Origin of the sequence: endosymbiont DhMRE of Dentiscutata heterogama (assembly GCF_002888635.2) — a bacterium.
Classification (GTDB): Bacteria; Bacillota_I; Bacilli_A; order Mycoplasmatales; family CGIF01; genus CGIF01.
Genome location: NZ_CGIF01000001.1, coordinates 21,336 through 40,763, shown reverse-complemented (window position 1 = coordinate 40,763; position 19,428 = coordinate 21,336). Strand labels below are relative to the sequence as shown.

The 19,428-nt window shown below is 31.8% G+C and carries 25 protein-coding genes; 14 read left to right on the top strand and 11 right to left on the bottom strand.

All coding sequences use genetic code 4. The annotated features are described in order from the left end of the window. The 4 genes from DHMRE_RS00225 to DHMRE_RS00210 are packed head-to-tail and all read left to right on the top strand — an operon-like array spanning position 1 to position 3,480. Entirely contained in the window at positions 1–444 is a 444-nt protein-coding gene (locus DHMRE_RS00225; RefSeq protein ID WP_195909721.1) for a nucleoside 2-deoxyribosyltransferase domain-containing protein, read from the top strand. Positions 445–490: 46 nt separating this feature from the next. After that, positions 491–2,491, top strand: a complete 2,001-nt coding sequence (locus DHMRE_RS00220) for an HET domain-containing protein (protein WP_195909720.1) — start codon at positions 491–493, stop codon at positions 2,489–2,491. A 58-nt stretch (positions 2,492–2,549) separates the two neighbouring features. Beyond that, on the top strand, positions 2,550–2,804 hold the full coding sequence (locus DHMRE_RS00215; protein ID WP_195909719.1) for a hypothetical protein: 255 nt from the start codon (positions 2,550–2,552) through the stop codon (positions 2,802–2,804). A 4-nt stretch (positions 2,805–2,808) separates the two neighbouring features. Next, entirely contained in the window at positions 2,809–3,480 is a 672-nt protein-coding gene (locus DHMRE_RS00210) for a hypothetical protein (RefSeq protein ID WP_195909718.1), read from the top strand. A gap of 31 nt (positions 3,481–3,511) precedes the next feature. Here the strand turns inward: DHMRE_RS00210 and DHMRE_RS00205 are convergent, their stop codons facing one another. The 5 genes from DHMRE_RS00205 to DHMRE_RS00185 form a co-directional block, all read right to left on the bottom strand. Next, a complete protein-coding gene (locus tag DHMRE_RS00205) occupies positions 3,512–4,522 on the bottom strand; it encodes a leucine-rich repeat domain-containing protein (RefSeq protein WP_195909717.1) in 1,011 nt (336 codons plus the stop codon). Between the two features lie 486 nt (positions 4,523–5,008). Then, positions 5,009–5,587, bottom strand: coding sequence for a hypothetical protein (locus DHMRE_RS00200; RefSeq protein ID WP_195909716.1), 579 nt, complete (start codon positions 5,585–5,587; stop codon positions 5,009–5,011). Between the two features lie 28 nt (positions 5,588–5,615). Then, positions 5,616–6,011, bottom strand: coding sequence for a type II toxin-antitoxin system PemK/MazF family toxin (locus tag DHMRE_RS00195; RefSeq protein ID WP_195909715.1), 396 nt, complete (start codon positions 6,009–6,011; stop codon positions 5,616–5,618). Beyond that, positions 6,001–6,336 carry a hypothetical protein gene (locus DHMRE_RS00190; RefSeq protein ID WP_195909714.1) on the bottom strand — a complete coding sequence of 112 codons (336 nt, stop codon included), beginning with the start codon at positions 6,334–6,336 and terminating at the stop codon, positions 6,001–6,003. Before DHMRE_RS00190 ends, DHMRE_RS00195 begins: the two co-directional genes overlap by 11 nt. Positions 6,337–6,443: 107 nt before the next feature. Then, positions 6,444–6,701 (bottom strand): hypothetical protein, encoded by a 258-nt coding sequence (locus DHMRE_RS00185; RefSeq protein ID WP_195909713.1) that lies wholly within the window; start codon positions 6,699–6,701, stop codon positions 6,444–6,446. Positions 6,702–7,042: 341 nt separating this feature from the next. On the opposite strand from DHMRE_RS00185, the gene DHMRE_RS00180 reads away from it, so the two are divergent. The 4 genes from DHMRE_RS00180 (at position 7,043) to DHMRE_RS00165 (ending at position 11,606) form a co-directional block, all read left to right on the top strand. Beyond that, positions 7,043–7,609 (top strand): hypothetical protein, encoded by a 567-nt coding sequence (locus DHMRE_RS00180; protein WP_322632039.1) that lies wholly within the window; start codon positions 7,043–7,045, stop codon positions 7,607–7,609. Between the two features lie 6 nt (positions 7,610–7,615). Continuing rightward, positions 7,616–9,598 carry a hypothetical protein gene (locus DHMRE_RS00175; protein ID WP_195909711.1) on the top strand — a complete coding sequence of 661 codons (1,983 nt, stop codon included), beginning with the start codon at positions 7,616–7,618 and terminating at the stop codon, positions 9,596–9,598. Positions 9,599–10,314: 716 nt separating this feature from the next. Further along, positions 10,315–10,815, top strand: a complete 501-nt coding sequence (locus DHMRE_RS00170) for a hypothetical protein (protein ID WP_322632038.1) — start codon at positions 10,315–10,317, stop codon at positions 10,813–10,815. Between the two features lie 65 nt (positions 10,816–10,880). Then, entirely contained in the window at positions 10,881–11,606 is a 726-nt protein-coding gene (locus DHMRE_RS00165) for a 3CxxC-type zinc finger protein (protein ID WP_195909709.1), read from the top strand. A 110-nt stretch (positions 11,607–11,716) separates the two neighbouring features. Here the strand turns inward: DHMRE_RS00165 and DHMRE_RS00160 are convergent, their stop codons facing one another. Continuing rightward, positions 11,717–12,100, bottom strand: a complete 384-nt coding sequence (locus DHMRE_RS00160) for a type II toxin-antitoxin system PemK/MazF family toxin (protein WP_195909708.1) — start codon at positions 12,098–12,100, stop codon at positions 11,717–11,719. Continuing rightward, complete coding sequence (locus DHMRE_RS00155; protein ID WP_195909707.1) at positions 12,081–12,332, bottom strand: type II toxin-antitoxin system CcdA family antitoxin; 252 nt, start codon at positions 12,330–12,332, stop codon at positions 12,081–12,083. Before DHMRE_RS00155 ends, DHMRE_RS00160 begins: the two co-directional genes overlap by 20 nt. Positions 12,333–12,731: 399 nt before the next feature. Here DHMRE_RS00155 and DHMRE_RS00150 point away from each other — a divergent pair, with 399 nt between their 5' ends. Beyond that, positions 12,732–13,574 (top strand): hypothetical protein, encoded by an 843-nt coding sequence (locus DHMRE_RS00150; RefSeq protein ID WP_322632037.1) that lies wholly within the window; start codon positions 12,732–12,734, stop codon positions 13,572–13,574. A gap of 44 nt (positions 13,575–13,618) precedes the next feature. Here the strand turns inward: DHMRE_RS00150 and DHMRE_RS00145 are convergent, their stop codons facing one another. Together DHMRE_RS00145 and DHMRE_RS00140 are read right to left on the bottom strand one after the other, a co-directional pair. Continuing rightward, positions 13,619–14,047, bottom strand: a complete 429-nt coding sequence (locus DHMRE_RS00145; protein WP_195909705.1) for a hypothetical protein — start codon at positions 14,045–14,047, stop codon at positions 13,619–13,621. Then, a complete protein-coding gene (locus tag DHMRE_RS00140) occupies positions 14,040–14,369 on the bottom strand; it encodes a hypothetical protein (protein WP_195909704.1) in 330 nt (109 codons plus the stop codon). The genes DHMRE_RS00145 and DHMRE_RS00140 overlap by 8 nt, the downstream gene beginning before the upstream one ends. Before the next feature lie 247 nt (positions 14,370–14,616). Here DHMRE_RS00140 and DHMRE_RS00135 point away from each other — a divergent pair, with 247 nt between their 5' ends. Next, positions 14,617–15,075, top strand: coding sequence for a hypothetical protein (locus DHMRE_RS00135; RefSeq protein WP_195909703.1), 459 nt, complete (start codon positions 14,617–14,619; stop codon positions 15,073–15,075). 119 nt (positions 15,076–15,194) lie between these two features. Here DHMRE_RS00135 and DHMRE_RS00130 read toward each other — a convergent pair whose 3' ends face one another. Together DHMRE_RS00130 and DHMRE_RS00125 are read right to left on the bottom strand one after the other, a co-directional pair. After that, a complete protein-coding gene (locus DHMRE_RS00130) occupies positions 15,195–16,799 on the bottom strand; it encodes a protein kinase (protein ID WP_195909702.1) in 1,605 nt (534 codons plus the stop codon). A 45-nt stretch (positions 16,800–16,844) separates the two neighbouring features. Beyond that, complete coding sequence (locus DHMRE_RS00125) at positions 16,845–17,180, bottom strand: hypothetical protein (protein ID WP_195909701.1); 336 nt, start codon at positions 17,178–17,180, stop codon at positions 16,845–16,847. Positions 17,181–17,416: 236 nt separating this feature from the next. Here DHMRE_RS00125 and DHMRE_RS00120 point away from each other — a divergent pair, with 236 nt between their 5' ends. The 4 genes from DHMRE_RS00120 to DHMRE_RS00105 all read left to right on the top strand — a co-directional run bounded on the left by DHMRE_RS00120 (position 17,417) and on the right by DHMRE_RS00105 (position 19,356). After that, positions 17,417–17,701, top strand: a complete 285-nt coding sequence (locus DHMRE_RS00120; RefSeq protein ID WP_195909700.1) for a hypothetical protein — start codon at positions 17,417–17,419, stop codon at positions 17,699–17,701. Between the two features lie 257 nt (positions 17,702–17,958). Then, the gene (locus tag DHMRE_RS00115; protein ID WP_195909699.1) at positions 17,959–18,747 is read left to right on the top strand and encodes a hypothetical protein; all 789 of its coding nucleotides are present in this window, start codon (positions 17,959–17,961) and stop codon (positions 18,745–18,747) included. Positions 18,748–18,764: 17 nt separating this feature from the next. After that, on the top strand, positions 18,765–19,001 hold the full coding sequence (locus DHMRE_RS00110; RefSeq protein ID WP_195909698.1) for a hypothetical protein: 237 nt from the start codon (positions 18,765–18,767) through the stop codon (positions 18,999–19,001). Next, on the top strand, positions 18,988–19,356 hold the full coding sequence (locus DHMRE_RS00105; protein ID WP_195909697.1) for a type II toxin-antitoxin system PemK/MazF family toxin: 369 nt from the start codon (positions 18,988–18,990) through the stop codon (positions 19,354–19,356). The genes DHMRE_RS00110 and DHMRE_RS00105 overlap by 14 nt, the downstream gene beginning before the upstream one ends. Positions 19,357–19,428 lie beyond the last annotated feature (72 nt).

Below are 19,428 nucleotides of genomic sequence, written 5' to 3'. Positions count from 1 at the left end.
ATGACTAAAAAAGTATTCTTAGGCGGCACCGCCAACAATTCAATATGACGGGAACAATTAATTCCCTTATTAGACACTAGTAAAATTTCGTACTTTAATCCGGTAGTAGAAGAGTGAAATGAGGAAGCCCAAAAAAGGGAAGAAAAAGAAAAAGTAACTTCTGACTTTCGCTTATACACCATCACCAAAGAAATGCTCGGCTTCTATTCTATTGCGGAAGTAGTAGAAGATAGCAATAAAAGACCTAAAAAGACTATTTTTTGCTATTTAGAAGAAGGTTTTGGTAAACATCAGGTCAAATCTTTACAAGCTACGGCTCGATTAGTAAAAGCTAACGGAAGCCAAGTGTTTACTAGTTTAGAGGAAGTAGCTGAGTATTTGAATAGTGAGCAGGAGGCAAGGGTAGAAGTTCCAAGGAAATGTCCCCCTTGTCAAATAATTTAAATTTTTCTTATTTAACATAACATCTTAAACAATAATCAAACTAAATATGGTAAACGCCCAAATCTGGCTAGAAAGCCAAAGAAAATATGATACTAAAGAAAAACGAGAACAAGTTACTGAATTAGATATTAGTAACAAAAATTTAGAGGGAGAGTTAGATTTAAGTGATTTTATTAACTTAGAAGTATTAATTTGTAATAGCAATAACTTAACTTCTTTAAATATCAGTAAACAAACTAAATTAGAAAGTTTAACTATTTCTAAAAATAGTTTTCCATCACAAAATCCAACTTGGCTTAGTCACCTAGCTAATTTAAAGGAACTTTATCTAAGACAAAATAATTTTAATGGCTCTTTGGAATTCATCCAAAATATGACTAATTTAGAAGTGCTTGATATTGGTAATACTAATATAGAGTACGACTTAAAATATTTACCACCTAACTTAAAATGAGTTAATCGCGACGAAAAAGTGGAAGAAGAATTGATTGTTTGCGGAAACAACTTGTCTGTTTGGCGAGAATCTCACTCGGAACTGGTGGAAAAAAAGGCAATCAGCAATGTTTCAAAAGATTCCTTAGAAATAGTAACCACCACTCCGGAATATTTAAAAAGCGAGTTAAATAAAGAAACCTTCCCAGCTCTGACCGATTTAAACTACTCTATCTTTACTTTCCGCGATCCTCGGCCATTTAGTTGAGAAAAATCATCTGAAATCCAACCCACAACTGCGGAACAATTGCCCCTCCGACTTTATAATCTAAAGGAAAAAAAAGTAGAAGAAACAAAAAATAGAAGTGATCTGCAAGATTATGCCATTCTCTCTTATGTTTGAGGAACCGATTGGGAGAATAAAAGTGAGTTAACTGTACTAAAAAGTGATGGTCAATCTTATCAAGTAAAATTGACTAAATTAGGCCGCAAAGCTGCACAGAAAGCTACCCAAACTTTAGGTCTGATTAATCAAAACCAGGCCAGTCTACATCACATTTGAATCGATAATTATTGTATTAATCAAGGAGATTCTCAAGAAAAAGGTCAAGAAGTTAAAAAGCAAAAGATCTATTATAATAATTCTACAGTGACTTTAATCGCTGTCAATGCCAAAATTGATGCAAAAGTGGATAAAGAAAATAAATTTCAATTTGCTAAACATATTATTTCAAAAATAGTTAATTCAAGTTGGTTCACTCGTTCCTGGACCTTTCAAGAGGGGTTGCTTTCTAAGCAAACTATTTTCATGTTTGACGATGGTTTAGTAGATGGACGGATATTGGCTAATATTTGAGGAGGCACTCAGCAAAAAAGTTCTTGAGATAATTCGTGGATCCAGTTAAACAATAAAATATTTGTCACCCCGCTCGGCTGAGGTCATGATGTGCAAAGAGAAAAAAATATTAGTCTCAGATTAAGCCAAGCTCTTGATGCTATCAAACACCGTAAGCAAACAGTGGCTCTGGACGGTATTTACTCTATCTTAGGTTTGCTGCCCTATGGTGATAAAATAAGAGTTAAGTATAAAGAAATGGACCATAAATATGCTGAGGAAGAATTGGAGGAGGCTCTGCTAGATATGATGAAAGTGGCTATTCAAGAAGGATTTCCTAATGAGCCTTTGATTTGAATAGGAGAACGCCGCAATGAACCAGAATTATGATGAATACCAAGAATACAAACGGATGGCACTACTAGTGTGGAAGGATGTGGTGGAGTGGCAGCCCAGTTCGAAGATTTAAAGATAACTCCTCAGGGATTGGAATTTACCGGCAAAAGGGAAAAATGAGATTGAAATAAGCAATACATTACACTAACTGCTGATTATAAAAAAACAGTAAAAAGTGATAAAAAATTTTATATTTTAGTGCCTACTGAGGAAAATAAACATTTGCCCATTAAAATTACTTACTCTGATAACCCGATAACTACTTTCCGAGATGAATCCAAAATGTTCATTGACATGGTTAATAAGAAATTAATCGAAGGAGAGACAGCAATCCAGGAATACAAAGCACAAATAGAAATCCCTCCTAAAACTGGGCAGAATTAGGCTGGAGAAAGATTGGTAATGAGGAATTTTTAGTTTTTTATTAAAATATTACGAAGGTATGAAAGACAGAAAGAAAAAACTAGGTAGTGGAAAGAAAAAGAATCTTAAAAGTAACCCCAGCTCTCTAATTCTAATCAAAACCAACCAGCAAGAAAAAGTAAAAAAAATTTTAGAAAGAGAAAAGGTTGATTATGAAATTTATAGACCAGAAGCCAATTTAAAAGCCAAATCTTCCCCCAAAAGCAGAAATATTAAAGAATTAATAAATTCTCTGGATCGAGCTCGCATAAAGTATTTAGTAATAAATAAGTAGTTAGATGTATTTTTGAGATGAAAAAAAGCAAAAACTAGTAAAAAATTGTCCTAGTTGTAAGTCAACATTTATCCCTAATCAAGGAGCCAACTGTCCTTTTGCTTGCTCGGCTCGAAAATTAGAAAGCCAACATAAGGAAATAGCAAAAAAAATGATTTCTTATTGCTTCCCTAGAAAAAGAGCAAAAGTTATTTTTCCTACTAACACCCCTCTTTTGTCGAACAACTGAAAATGAGGTTGGACCGACGGCATTAAGCAAATAATTTATATTCCTTGATATACTTTAAGAAGCAAAAAAGAGTTCTTTGAGACTAACCCACACGAAGTCGGACATATCACGGCTTTTGAAAAAAAGTTTGCTTTGACAGAAAGAAAAATAATTAAGAAAATGTATGATTTGCGAGATAAGTATGAAGTTTTTTTAATTGAGGAGTACGAACTAATAAATTACTATGAAGAACACCAGAAAATAATCAGTAAATACCGACAATGAGAAGGACATGATTATAATCCTTGATATTTAGAATATTTAGCATTTCATAAAAAATTAATTAATTCTCCTTTTAAGAAGTATGCTTACGGCAGGATGGAGCCGAATAAATATGGATTTAATGAAAAGGGGGAAGGGAAATATAAACCTCGAGGAAGAAAATTATCTGAATCAGGCAATCAGTAAAAATTGGCTTTGCACTTTAAAACTGCAATAATTATTTCTGACTAGTATTGATTTCAACTTGGTTCTGCTGCAGACTGTTTAATTGCTCTTTTAAGTGGGTATTTTCTTGTTCTAATTCTTCTATTTTATTTTCCCGTGCTTGTTGGTATTCCACACTTTTATCTTGAAATTTCTTAAATTCTTCTTTTTCAGCTTGCAGTTGCTCTTCTAGTTGCGTTTTTTCCTCTCTAGTTTTCTTTAATTGCTTGCGTAAAGCCGCTATTACCAAATTAGGATTAGCCTGTTGTCAGGCTTGTACGCTATCATTATAGGGTTCTAATTGTTCGTAGATATCTTTGACTTTACTGTTTTCTTCTGCTAAGCAATAAACGATAACAGCATCATTCAAATATTCTAAACCGTTATCAATATCGGTGCTATTAATTTCTAAAAGTTCTAGTTTAGTTAATTCGGCTAGTGGTTCTAAGGAACCATGGAAACGGTTATAAGAATCTTGGCGGATTAAGTTTTTACCATAATTTCCAGCACTTATTTCTTTTAAGTTGGTGTTTCTATAGTTACCAATACTTAGTTCTTTTAAGTTCACTAAATCTTTGAACAGGGATAAATCTTGCTCCGGAAAATTATTGTTGCCGAGATACAATTTTTCTAGTTTTTTCGCCTTTAAAGGTAGTTCTATTTTTGTGAGTAAATTATTAGAACAATCAACAACTTTCAGATTAGGGCAGTTAATTAGATTTAAATCAGTTAATTTATTGTTGTAACAACGAAATTCTGCTAGTTGAGGGCAATTAATTATTTCTATACTATTGAGTTCACTTTTGACTCAGCGAAAGGTGGTTAAATTGGGTAAGTTGCTTAGAATTAATTTTTGGATGTTTTTAATGGAGTCGCTTTCTATTTTTTTTAAGTTAGGATAATCACTGATTGTTAATTGGATAACTGGGGTAATGTCTTTATTTTTTTGGGTGTTTAAATTGATTTCGGTTACAATTTCTTTATTGGAGTTAGTTTCCTCTAATCATTGTTGGATAGTGGTCATAATATATTATTTTAGCATAGTTACCATAACATTGGTGGGAAGAAAAAAAGGGAGTTAACCGCCAATTGCCCTTTACGAGCAAATTGTTTTGGATTTTCCAGTTAATAAGAAAGTTTTGGAGAAGAGGAGGGATGACAATTTGGAGGTTAGAGTTTAGTATTTTACAACAGCGAATATTTTAATTTACCAAAATGCTTTTTTTATAATTCATGACAAACCTAGCCAAAGAATAGTGATAAAAACAAGTCCCAGTATTAGAGACCAAACTCAACCAAGCCTTCATTTAGAATGGAGATGGATGGCCGAAAGAATTCCGCCAGCCATAAAAAATCCTCCTTTTAATTTTTCCTATTTCTCTCTTATTCATAATTAATTTTTCTCCTTTTACCTAATAAATAACCAATCATCACGGCCACAATTCCAAAAACAACCAATCCGCCCACCAAAAGTGGGACATTATTGCCGGACCGCTTATTATCCTCCGTTTTAACAGGTGAACCACCCTGTTGAATAAGCGTCTGTAAATATTGAGCGTTTTGTTGCTGTTGTTGATTCCCTTGGCTGGCTAATTTTTGAGCATATTCCAGCAAGTCCATCAATATTGATTGTTCCTTTATAAGAATTAATTCTGATTTTTTTATCTTTTATCCCTTTTACCAACTTTCCAAAATGCTCGTTGCTTAAATTATCCAAATTTTTCGTTTTTAGAGGTTTACCGCTTAAATTAATTTTCTCTAATTTAGGAAAATTATTGAATAATCAAGCAAAATCCACCTCCCCTATCTCATTCCCAAACAAATTAAGTGATTTTAATTTCGCTTTTTGGGACAAATTGGCTAATCAGTCTAAATTTTTAAGTTTATTTTTGGAAGCATTAATACTTTCTAAATCATTATTTTGGCTTAAATTCAAACTAGTAAGTTCATTTTCCGAGCAATTTAATCATTTTAATTTAGTGAATTCAGTCAAATATAATTCTCCTTCCAATTCCTCGTGCGTTATATTAAAAGAGAGTTTTTTTTCTTTATTTTTTAGTTGATTGATGAATTGTTGGGCGTTTACCATGTTATATTTCTAATTTTAAGGTTTTGCTTTATAACTTGGCCTTTATTTTCTCGGTTAATTCTAAAAACTTTTTTAATATTTCCTCTATTTCGGTCATTTGTTTGGGGGTTAATTCACCGCCTTTTTCTCTTAATTTAGCCTTGTCAATTACTCTTATTTGGTCGATCATGACTTTACTTTCTCTATTTTTGGGGTCGTTAATTACTACTTTTCCCAAAAATAATTCAAAAATTCTAATATTTTTTACTTTGCTAGATAATGGTAAACTGGCTATGCGAGAGGATTTTTCGTTATAAAAATTGTTAGAGATAACCACTATGGGTCGCTTTTTGCCGTTTATTTCGGTTCCGCTGGATTTGTTTTCCCCTTCTAATTCACTAAAATCTACTCAATAGATTTGTCCTCGTTTATAATTATTCGTCATTTATTTTGCTGGTTACTTTGTCTCACTCTTTTAATTCCTGTTCTCGCTCTTTATCTTGGCTGGCTAAATAAGCATCGTGGCGTCAAATTTCCTCCTCGCTTATACTGATTGTGTCTTTATAAACAATTTCGTAATCAGTATTATTTTGGTCGAGCAGAGCCTTTATTTTCTGGCTTTCACTGGTTTTTATTAGTAATATTTCTCTCATAATAATTATTTTTATTCTTTTTCCTCCTTTTTTTGTAATATTCTCTCTGTTTTTTAGTCATTTTTTTGCCCGGTCTTTGTTGTCAGCTATAATGGGTTGGGGAGAAGTTTCGCACATGTTGATGGCATTTTTGTTCTAATTTGGTTCTTTTAGGTTTTTTTCGGACTAATCCAACCAATAATTTTAATGGTAGTTTTAAGCCTTTTAGAACGGCCAAGAACATATTAAGCAATTATTTCTCCTTCTCTAAAAGCATACAAACTAATTACTTTGTTATTCCCCCGTTCGTTGGTTTTAAATTCTAATTCTACTTCACAAATATTTTGATAATCAGTAATTAAGTCCTCCCAGCCACTTTTTACTGCTCCTGAGAAGCAAAAATAAGCGTTATCGGTGTCTTTATCTACTATTAAATAGTAAGTTTTTTTGTTTGTGTCTTGTTTTTGTTGGATGGTTATGTTTTTTAAATTTAGTGTTGGCATATGATTATTTTTGTTGTCATTTTTTTTCTGAATATTAGAAAATTTTTCTAAAAATTGAGGTTTTTGAATTAATTAATATGTAAAATATAATTAAAGAGACATAAAAGTATATGAAACAGAAATATCATGGTAAACACACAAACAAAACTAGTTCTCTATATTTGGGAACATCCAGTCCAGCGACAATAGTCGCGACAAAAGAAGTTAGAAATTTAAAAAACCAATCACGACAATAAAGTAAGTTTACTGCTTGCTGGATTGCCTTATAAAGAAGCAGTTGGCTAATGCTGTTAAAATTAGCAAATAAGAAATTAAATAAATATTTAAAAAAAGTTAAAAATATGGTTAAAGAAAATCTTATACCAGCAACCGAAATAGTTGCGGAATTAAAAGACGAATATAAAGTTCCTAGTTATGAGGAATTTTTAAAGAATTATAAGAGTGATAGCAATCTTAATTATAATGATTTAAGTGGTGGCGAGGTTTGAGAAAGTGAGGGGTATGGTCCTTGTGTTTATAAAAAGTCTCATTGTAAATGTAGTTGTCCAAGAAGTGATTGTAATTGTGAAGATGGCGAAAGATACATAAAACTCTATATGCCTTGTCCTGCGGATGGTTGTGGAAATACATCTCGTTCTAATTGAGTTCATTCGACAGATAGTTGTTATATATGAATATCTAATCATGCTAATATTAGATGTGAAAAGTCATATTGCACTACTAATCTTATGAGTAATTGACGATTTAAATGTTCTAATCATTCATTTCATAAAGGAGAATACTCACGAGCATCTTTTTCAACATGGACAGATGTTGTGACTACTGCTGGCAAATTATGAGGCGATGATGATTTAATTCTTGACTTATTAATATGATTAAGAAAACCTGAAAATAAGAGAAAATTTTAGTAAATTATGCCAAAAGATATAAATAATGAATACGGATATAATCCGCAACAAGACGAAAATGAAAGTCAACAAAAAATTTTAATGCAAGAGTCAATCACTTTGTCTGCTCACGAAAGAAAAACAGTTCATAATATCTTTAACACAACGATGGAATATTTAGAAAAATATGTTGAAATAGCAGGTTATTATTCTGATTGAGATGCCAGAAAGCAAATTCAAGATAATGGTGTTATAAGAAAAGACATTGTTGGCAAGCCAGAAAAAGCAGAAAAATCTTTATCTGTTACGTTATTTGGACTTAGACAAGTTTTAGAAGATAATCCAAAATTTCTTCATGATGAATTAAAAGATGAATTTTATCGATGAATTAGTGCTACGAGAATTGATGTTAATAATTGTCCGGAAAGATTAAAACTTATTTTGTTTGGATTTAATGAAATACTAGAAGGAAATGGGGAAAAAATTATGGAAGATGTAATGAATAGAAAGGAAGTTTTGGATGTTAATTCTCCTGATTATGCTGAACGACTGAATAATTTTTATGCTGCTATTCAAATTCCTTTGGATAAAGGAAGAGAACAAGAAAGATTACTTAAAAATAAAACTCATAAAGATATAAAAATTGAAAGTAAATTTAGTAGTGGTAATGAGGAACAAGGCAAAAAGATTTTTGACCAGATTTCTGGAATAGTTGCTAATAGTTATAAAAATTTTCATCACTTTATCCAAAAAGACCAACAATCAGCAAGTTCCGGTGATGGTGGTACTCCACCAGGCAGTCTCCTCTCGGATAAAGTCGATAAAATTACTACTGAAATTGACAATTTTGGCAGAGCGAAAAAGCAAGAAATTATGCTTATTCGTCAAGGTACTCGGCTAAATGATTTCAAAGAAGGAAAATTAAACTTTAATAACAATCCAGTCTACAAGTGAAATTCCTTTAAAGTCCAACAGAAGTTTGAGATAAAAAATACCTTATCTGAAAATAGAGTTTATTTAGACAAGACTTATTTAACTGATGATGAAATTAGTTTTGTAATTAAAGAATTTGCGGATAATCCAAGCGTTTGGAGAATTGAACCAATAAAAGGAAATGAATATCTTATTCATAGTTCCGCACGAGGAAATAATAATCGTGAAATCGGAACTTTGATACATAGCAAAGAGAAATTTAGTGAAGCAGAGTGAGCGGAAGTCAAGGAGACATTAGAATTAAATAAGCAATATGGAATAGCATTGAGAAAGTTGAAGGGTGAAATATCTCCTGAATACGGAGAAACTCGTGAAGGACTAGAAATTTGAGCGAAAGAGTTAGAAAAAAAGTTATTGATTAATAACATTAGAAAGAATGCAGATGAATGAGAAATTAGAGAAGAAGTGATAACCTTGGACTTTGATGGAGGAGAAAAAGGTAAAGTTCTTATTCGTAAAACAGTTCAGATAAGTGTTGATGAGGATTATGACTTAACCGGAGGATTAATAAATCTGTCTAATAAATTTTACCGAAAAGATTATTTTGATGATAAAGAGTTAGCCGAAATTAATGATGCCTTAAAGATTAATGATGAAGATCGTCAAATAATTGAAACTATAAAAAGTGATGTAAATAGTTGAGAGATTAAGTTAATTAACGGTAATAATTGGCTCGTCCACAAGCAAGCCCAAAAACCGTATGTTGAAAGTGAAATAGGACAATTTTTACATCCCTATCAAAGATTTACTAACGAGGAATGAACTGAAATTGAAACTGCTTTAAATAATTGTCAATCATGAGTTTCCTGGGCGACTTCCAGTATCTTGCCTACTAATTATGGTAATGAGAAAAATTATAGTTTAAAAGGAGTAGAAAATGCTACTCATACCCAACCTGATAATAAAATCAGCACCGGTAGATTCCTCGGTATTTTAGGAATAATTACTATTCTAATTATCGGAGGTGTAGTGGTGGTAAAAAAAAGATTATTTAGAAAAGTGTTAAAAAGTAAGTAGTTAAATAGGGGAGTGTAAAGTTGCTCCCCTAATTTATCAAATTATCAAAAAAAAACTCTCACTTTTGTGAAAAAAATACGAAAAAAGAAATTAATTAATTAGATAATAAAACTATGCCAAAAAATACATATCTAATAGAAAATTACAAAAAAGAGAACAAATTAAAGAAATAAATACAGAAATTCCCTCTTATGAGGAATTTGTAAAGTCTTACAAAATAAACAATTAAATTACGATGATCTAGTTAATGAGGATTTAGGAACAATAAAGGGTTACGGTCCCTGTAATTGGAGTAATCCGCGATGTAGTTGTCAATATGGAGAAAATTGGGTTGATTTAAGAGGACCTTGCCCTACCGTTGGTTGTAATAATAGAATTACTTCTAATTTAACTCATACAGTAGGATGCGGGGGTCAATTAGAAATATCTAATAAAGTTCGTATTCAATGTAAGGGTTGTGGTTCAGTTGATAACATGCAAAATTGAAGAATTGCCTGCTCTAACCGTTCCTTTCATGGGGGGGAGTATCATTCTACAAGTTCTAGTGAGTGAATGGATTTTTTGACTATTGTTGCTAAGACATTGAATAATGATGATTTAGTGCTTGACTTGCTTATGTATTTGAGAAATCACGCTAATAGGTGATAAGTTTATCTATAAAAAAACAAAAACAAGGAGCCTCAAAAACCCCCCCTATTTTTACAATTATTACTAAAATGAAAAACACATATTTACCAAAAACCGAAGAAATTAAATATTTAGAACAAAATTCAGTCGAAACCGAAATAAAACAAAAAATATCCGACAGTTATAATTTTGAGTTTGACAATTACACTGATATAAGCAGTCCCAAAATCTACGGACCAATGTATCAGGCTTCGGCAGAAAGAAGTATAAATGAAAGATTCACACCTTTAAAAATACGGTGTTTAGGGTCTAATTGTAGTAATACAACGGCTTTCGATTGGCATCATGCCAATTGTGGTGGTAATTTTCAGATATCCAATCAGGCTCGTCTTAAATGTAATGGTTGCTCGCTAATTGAGGACATAAAAAACTTTTCTTTTAAATGTTCTAATCATGGCGGAAGTTATATGCCAACGAGTCAAATTGATATCGGTGCTTTTAAAAGGGCTTTGTTTAGTTCTTTAAGTGAAGGAAAAATGAATGAGGAAATAACTATGGAATTAATTCAGTATTTAAACAGTAATTATTAGTTCCTAAAAATTCTATCTCTTTTGTTACTTATCAGATTAAATTAAAATAAACCTAAAATTATAACATGCTTAAATCTACTATCGCAAAACTTCCCATTCTCTTCCTGACAAGGCAAAGGACATTCATCCAGCAAAAAATCAAAAGAAAATTAACAATTACCCCTCATCTCTTACAAGAAAAGAAAAAACCAAATAGTTCCAATTTTGAGAAAAAAATCGAGAATAAAAGAAAAACCTTTCAAGAAGCCAAAAAGAAAATTTATTACAAATTTCTCTGTAAATGCGGAGTAGGATTTAATGATTTTCCAGAATTCTTGGAACATGTAAAAACTTCACACCAAATCAAAAACTTGAACTGACAAGAAATTTTGACCAAAAAGAATGGCTGGGAACGAGGGATTAAATTCTATTGAAGTTTGTCCTGTCAATGCGGGCATAAATTTTCTTCTTCCTTATGTAATGCTGATTTGAAAGTCAAAGAAGAACAAGTAGAAATATTAAAAAAATATCGTCTACAATGCTTAAAATGTAAAAAATATGCTAAGTTTGATGTGGAAACACTACTAGACAAGTTTCTAGAAGAAAGATTTAAACAGAAATTAATTTACAATTTTTATAAAAAAGAGTTTGATAAATTTGAGAATGAAAGGGATGGTAAAAAAATGTTAGAAGGTCATATAGAAGAACTTTGTGAAAAATGTAAATTATTGGGTAGACATTGTGGTAGTGGATTAGATCAGCAAGAACAGGTTAGCCAGATCGGTTATGTTCCACCATTTAGGAAGTGGTAAAATTGCTGGGTTTTGGTTTTTTTTTTTGTTAAATTTGAGGTAGCCAAAAGAGCGTTAAAACAAATAATAGAGAAAGTCACGAAAACTTTTCTTTTTTTGATAAAAACATACTACTCCCCCAAATTAAGCGTTATTTTTAAGGCTTTTTTGACTTTTTTCATTATTTCGGGACTGACTACTCCAAGGCGTTGCTTATCAACCAACCTCAACTTTTTATTAATCGTATGGAGATAATTACAGCAAATTTTACTAGGTCCTTTTAAGCCATTTTCCGGAGTAGCCTCAATAAAAATTTCAAACATTCGAATCCGCTCCATTTCGTCCATGCTTAATCCTGCTACTACTACATTTTTATCAAATTGGTTCTGTGTATCATTGCTGACTACTAAACAAGGGCGATAAGTTTTAGAAAATTCTTTCAGTTTATCAAATTTTACTAGCCAAATTTCACCCTCTTTGGGGAATTCTTGGTTATTAATTTTCTCAGGCATCATTTAAAGTTTCGTCTCAAATTTCATCCTCGGCTTGTCTTTTTTTGCTACTGGCTATGGATTGATAATCAGCGATAAGTTTTTGTTGAAATTCCTGCTTTTCTTGCTGCTTCTCTCGTTGAATCTTTTCCTCCACCGCTTCATTGACAAAGCGACTAATTTTTGAACCCGCCACTTGCCGTAATTTATCATAAGTTTTTTCTGAAAAATAGATATTAGCATTTTTACCAGTCATAATATTATATTTTTATATTTTATTTCTTGCTTAACTAAGTAAGAACGAAATTGCATTATTCATAATAGAAAATAGGGATTAAAAAAAAAGAACCAAAAAAAATTTCCCAATTCTGCCAAATTTCCACCTCTAGCAACGCAAAAAAAGCCAACAAACCCCCCCCTTTTTTTTGGCTGAAATATGGTAAATACACTTTTATTCTAAAAACAAACTTTTTAATTAAAGGTCAAAAAGGTTATTAAAATAAGGCTGAAAAAGGTCAGTTGAAAAGGCAAAAAGTGGACAAATTTTCTTTGCAACTTTCTTTTATATCTCCATAGGCGGTGGTAAATCATATAAAATACCTTATATAACCACTATATTTAATTAATTACATAGGAAATATAGGACTTAAAGAAAATGGAGTGAAATTGAAAAGAGTTTAAAAAGAAAAGGCACCAATTTAGGAGTTATTATTGTGCTGGATGTAGACAGAGGAAACCTTGCCAATTATTAACTGACTGAGATAGTGAGTGAAAGAGTTATTGTTGCTGGTGCTATTATGAGAGAAAGCAAACCAGAGCCAAGGACTATTCTGACTACCAGCAATTTTATCAGCAAAAGGTTAAGGAAAGGCAAGACCAAATTAAGCAATACCAATTATTAAGGAATTATCCAGGATGTCCGAAATGTGGTAGTAAAGAGGTTGACGCCTATTCCTTATATGAAAATAATCGGTTAGTATGTCAACCTTGCCGCATGAAAAAAGAGGGTGGTGCTTCGGGTGCGATTAGTTTTTTAGAGAAACAAAACTGGTATAAAAAGCGACAGGGGATTGATTTGACTGAATGATTAACCAAGTTTCAGTGCTTACCGGTAAATTATAAGTGTGCCGGTGAATGGTTAAAAGATAAGGAGCATTTAAAGAAGTGCGATTGCTTGGAGCAGGAAGCGAAAGAACACTATTTACTAGTAAATGACAATTTAAAGAGATGACAAGAGAAATTAAAAAAATGTGCTTGTGAAAAGAGTGAAAAAATAAGGGTGGATAGTGACCATTTTGCGAGTTGTGAAGGCTGTCAGGGATATATTTCTGTCGCCAGTAAAAAAAGGGTGATTAGGAATAGGAATGACCCGAGGTTTTGAGGATTGAGTGTGGTGGAGAAAGTGTTGTGCGGAAGTTGTTTGGAAGAGAAAAAGACAGGAATGAAACCATTACGGAGAGCCAAATTTAATGAATATAGGAGATTGGGGAGGTTGTAGAAAAGCATTTTGGTAAATAAAAAATATTCGCTGGCTGTAAAATACTAAACTCCCACTTCCAAATCTTCACTCCTCCTTGTCAACACTTCCTTACTCACTGGAAAATCCAAAACAATTTGCTCGTAAAGGGCAATTGGCTTCGTCTCTTTACCTTTTTCTTTGAGTTCAATAATTCCACAATTGGCTAACACTTGGCAATCCCGTCAAACATTAGTATAATCCCGGTGTAATAATTGGGCTAATTCATGAATATTGGCTGGTTGATATGATTTTATGCTCGCAAAAACTTTTAAACGAGCCTTGCTAATTATGCGGTGAATGGTTGATAAATCATTTGCCATCATAACATTTTCCGGTTGAATATACTTTTTGCCCTGAATGGCCTCTTTAAACTCGCTAAACATTTGTTTAGGAGAGAAATGAGGGTCATATTTAAAAATAAAAGTCTTTTGCTTACTAATTTTATTATTCATAATTAAAATAGCCAAATTTCTGATAAACCATTTGTCAAAACATTTTTTCGGTTTCGGCTAATGATTTTCAATTAAAAAATTCTTGGTGATCGTCAATATGATAACGCGGTGGTTTCTGGTCGTGGTTATCAAATAGAATCCGTTCTTTTTTGTTAAATAAGTTAAGGACGATTCAACTCAATCTATATCCTTGCGGGAAGTCTGCTGTTTTAACATTAGGGAACTGTCAAAGTTTCATTTTCAAACCTACTAAATAGCCTTTCTCAGTTAGGAATGTTCCCTTGCGGTTATAGACCAGATAATCATCGGTCGCTTTTATCATATATGGTAATTTTAGTAAGGTTTTGCGAAAGTAGTGTAAAAACTAATAATATGACGTTAAATATCTACAATTCATTATACAAAAACAGACAAAGTGACTAAGCCAAAGAGAATGAGATGAGTTGACCAAGGAACAGAAAAAAAACACTGGATGAATAATTTTTGAATCACTACCAAAAAAGGCACAAGAACTAATTCTCTGGCACAGAGACATCTACTATCCTAATTACCACGAAATAATAGGGAATATGGCTAGGGCCTTTTATGGAAAAAAATGGGAAAACTCCGGCAAAGAGGGAAAGAAAGAACTCAATAGTTATATGTGAGAAGAATTCTGTAATGAACCCGAACACCAATTATTAGGTTATATCCCCAGTTGACAAAAAATATTTAACCAAGAAGAACAAGACAGATTATTTTTACTGATAAATGGAAAATGAACTTTGCTTAAAGGATTTAGCGGCGGAAAAATAAAATATGAATATCAAAAAGAATTAAAAAACTTCCTTCTAAGGTTAGAGAATTACAAAGAGGAAGCACGAACTAATTATCATAATTTCTTACTTTACAATGATATAAACGAAGATGCCAAAGAAAAGAGATATCAAAAAGCAGAAAAACGAGAAAAAAGGTTTAAAGAATTTTGAAACAATATTTTCGATAACTTAGATAAAGAAATCAGCAAAGAGCCATTTTTTAATAAATAATTACTATATGCTTGAAAAAAAACTCTTATCAAAAACATTATAGAGTGCTGAAAAGAACAGCAAAAATTGAAAAAACTGTTAGAAAAATTCAGCCGACAGAAACAACTGAGAACTAAATTCTAATTATTTTCTTTCAGAGGAACTTCTATTTGGGCTTGAAGAGCATTTTCTGACTGGTCTTCTTGAAGATTAAGTTTATCCAAAGTTAGTTCCAAAATACCAGAATCTTGACATTCTTTCGTCTTTAGACTTTCAGTAATTTCCTTAGTGTTTATCGGTTTGCTAGCAATAATGGCTGTGGAATGGATTTGGTAAGGAGTGTTTTGGGAGAAAGTGTTGTATTTTTCTTCTTTTTCTTTAACTTGCTGAGTAAACTCAATATCATTTCCTTGATTCCAATGGTATAAATCATAAGTTAAATTCGTGGAATTAGGTCTTTCTTTTGGATTATCATTTCAACATTTCTTAATCAAATCCTTTAGTAATTGAGGTATTTGCAAACTGTCAATATTAGGTCGTAATGGTTTTTCTTTATTACATACCCTTAAAGCCAAGTCTAAATTATCCATCTCGGTATAAGGATAAGCATTAGCCAAGAGTTCGTAAGCAATTATTCCAAAAGAATAAATATCGGATGCTTGCGTATAGGATTTTCCCTGTAAAACTTCCGGAGCTATATAAGGGGGAATCCCAAAAATTTTTCCTTCCTCTCTCTGGAAACTAACTGGTCGGCTGAATCCTAGATCAGTAATATATCCAGAAAAAAGCTTTTCGCCTCTTTCGATTCAAGGATCATTTAATATATTCCCACTATGAAAATCTCCATGGATTAAATTTTGCTTATGAATAATTCTTAACGCGTTAGCAAGAGAAAATAAACCATGAATTTTATCCCCCAAAGTTAATTTACTATTATTATTTTTTAAATAATTTCTGTGGTTATCCCCTTCCTTATATTCCATCACCATCACGTAATTCTTAGTGTTGGAGTCTTGAGAAATACCGTAGCATCTTACAATTCCAACCTCACCATCAACTAACTTAGTATTAGCAATTTCAGTTAAGAAGTCTAGGGTGATGTTTTGGGATTCAGTAAGAGATTTGAGAGCAACCATTCTATCATCGCCATCTTTCCACTTTCATTTAGCCTTATAAACTTTGCCAAAACCACCTTCGGCTAGATATTCTACATTAGTAAATTCTTCATAAGGAATTCATGCTAATCTTTCATATTCTTTTCTTTCTTTTTGTTGTTCAATAAACTTTTTCACTACTTCTTGCCCTGTTAAGTTTTTTATATCTTCTTGTCATTCTTGTTCAGCACAAGGTTGGCATCAATTATAACTAGTGTTATTTCGAAAACATTTTTGACACTGACCATACTTATCAATTAAATCTCGATTAGGAAAAGGATTTAACTCAAATCTTAATTCATTATTCTTACAATTAACTTTCTGTAAGTGACGATGACTAATTTCATCAATATCCAATTTTTCTAACTGATTATTTTCACAATTTAATTTCCTTAGTTGAGGGCAGTTGATTATTTTTAGTTTAGTTAATTTTCCTTTTCTAAACGAACTAACATTTATTTTTTGCAAATTAGGAAAGTTTTCAATAACTAATTCTCCCTCAATTCTCTCTGAAAGATGATTTCGTTTGATTTTGATTACAATTTCTTTATTGGGATAATTATTTTGTAGTCATTCTTGGGCGTTTACCATTTTTAGTTTATTCTATAAGTTAATAAAATTCTTATTAGTCAACTACTAGTTTGGTGGTCTAGGAGGAGGAACACTATAACAGACCGTATTATATTCATATGCTTGATCATTAAAATTAAAAAAAACTCTATTATCATATTCATGATATTGAGATCCTAATTCACGTAGATTAATATATAAATAACCACCTTCTTGATGATTGTTTTGACTTGGATCATAATAACAAAAAAGGCGTCAAGTGCCTCCGCTTCTTCCATCTACCGGTACAACTACCTCTAAATCATAGTAAGTATATCATTTTGATCTATTGCATTGATATTGTTGGCATTGATTACAAGGAAATTGTTTATATTCTTTTCGTATAATTTTTAATTTATCCATATTTGTTTTATATTTACTTATTGTTGGGAATCTTTTAATCTATATTATAATTTTCATACATTTTTTACAAACCAGAAAATTATTTTTAATTTCTAAAATCTTTATTTCCCACCTAATGGTCTATTATGTGATAAATAAAAATATAATATAGTTTATAAAATAAACTATTGCTTTTTATAACTAATTTTGAGAGGTTTTTAATAGGGGTTTCGTAGCGGATAGAGTAAAAAAAATATATGGAAGGTCAAAAAAAATTTTCTGGAAAAAACCATCAAGAGGAAAAAAAATTCTCTGAAAAATTACCGGATAATTTGAACCGGAAAAAAATAACCAAAAAAATTTTTTCTCTCAAAGATTTTAAAAAATGAGGTAAATTAGGTGGTAGACCCGCTAAATATGCTAATGATAAAGAAAGATGGCGGGCTTATAGGAGGAGGAAAGCTTTGGCTAGGATAGATAGTGGGGAAGTAGAAGGGATTTTGAATATGACTACGGGGAGGATTAATAGACGAAGAAGGTAATTTTTTTTGGGTTTGGTATAATGAATCTTTTTTATTTACACACCGAAAACAATAAACTAATTACTTGACGACAATTAGACTAACTAAAAAAAGAACAAGTTTTTTCTTTACTTTCTAAGCATAGTTTTATTGAAATAACAGGGTCCTCAGGCAAAGGTAAATCCTGACTTTTAAGTCATCTTTTTAAACATCTAAATGGAGTAAAGTTTACTAATTTTCCTACTCCTCAGTCTACTTACACTCTTAGTAAAGAGACTTTGGAAGTTCATATTTCAGGTAAATGAGGTACACCTCATAAGTTTTATTATTTTATTGATGATTTAGGTGCTTTTGAGAAGTGAGCAGGTAAGGAATTTGGGGAACAAGGCTATTCTGCTCTAACTGATTATATTAGCCAAGCAGGAAAACTAGGTGGAACTTTTATTTGAACTACTAATAGTCCTACTTCCAATACTGTTTTTGCTACTAATAAAAATAAAACTTGAAAAGTTTTGACTTACGTTAGTTTTATGGATAAAAGTCTCTTATTCGTCCAAGCCAATGATAGCTGATATAATCTATTACCCACAATAATTCCCATAGATAATAAAGAAATAACAAGTTTTTATGACCCTCATTGAAATATACCCAAAGATTATCAGGAGAATTGACTTAAGTATATTTTTGAGGAGAAATTGAAAGCGGAGGAGGCTGGGGAGATATTAAGGGTGATTGAGGAGAGTGGTATGGAGAGGAGTGAAGAGGAATGATTAAAAAATATGAAATTTAATCGTAATCTTTTACTGCAATACTTACAAGAAAGGAAAAAAGAAGAGAAAGTGGTTCGTAAAAAAAGAGAAAGAATAAAAGATATCAAATCCAACTTAAAAAAATATCAGTTAAAAACAGAAAAGTTAACTCCTCAGGATATTGAAAAGTTTGATAAGGAGGAAAAGGGGAAAAAGAAGAGTAAACCAGTAAAAATTGAGGAAATAGATTTAGACCAAGAGAATCAAGAACCAGAAAAAGAATTAAAAAAAAGACCTAACCAACATAACATTAAATAACGTTAAAATAATATATTATGGAAGTAAAACAAACTTTTAGCATTAGTTTACCAACTCCTTTATACGAGCAATTATTACGAGAAATTGGCAAAGGTAATATCAGCAAATTTGTTAAAAAAGCCGTAGAAAAAGAACTTAAAAAAACTGATAAGCAAAGTTTAAAAGCTGCTTACCAGGCCTTAGAAAATTGTTCTGAATACCAAAAAGAAGCCGAAGAATGAGAAAAGGCTAATTTAGAAGATGTTGAAAATTAATCCACCTCAAATATCCCGAAGAGTTAAGAGAGGTGAAATTTACTGAGTAGAATTAGATCCCGTCAAAGGTAGTGAAATCAGGAAAACCCGCCCTTGTTTAATTATCAGTAATGATGAACAAAATGAAGTTAGCCGAAGAGTAATGGTCATTCCTTTAACTAGTAGCAAAAAATTACCACCTACTCCTTTTCATGTCAGTTTTGTTTTCCAAAATAAGTTAGCCAAAATCTTACCGGAACAAATGCGAGTGGCTGATAAATCCCGGATTAAAGGAAAGTGTTTGGGGAGAGTTGGTTGGGAAGTTTTAAGAGAGGTGGAAGAGGCGTTGCATATTGTTTTGGGTTTGGAAAATTAGTATGGAAAAAAATAAACCGGAGAAAAAACTAAAAAGGTTGAGAAAAATCAACTGACGAGAGTTTTTACAGGC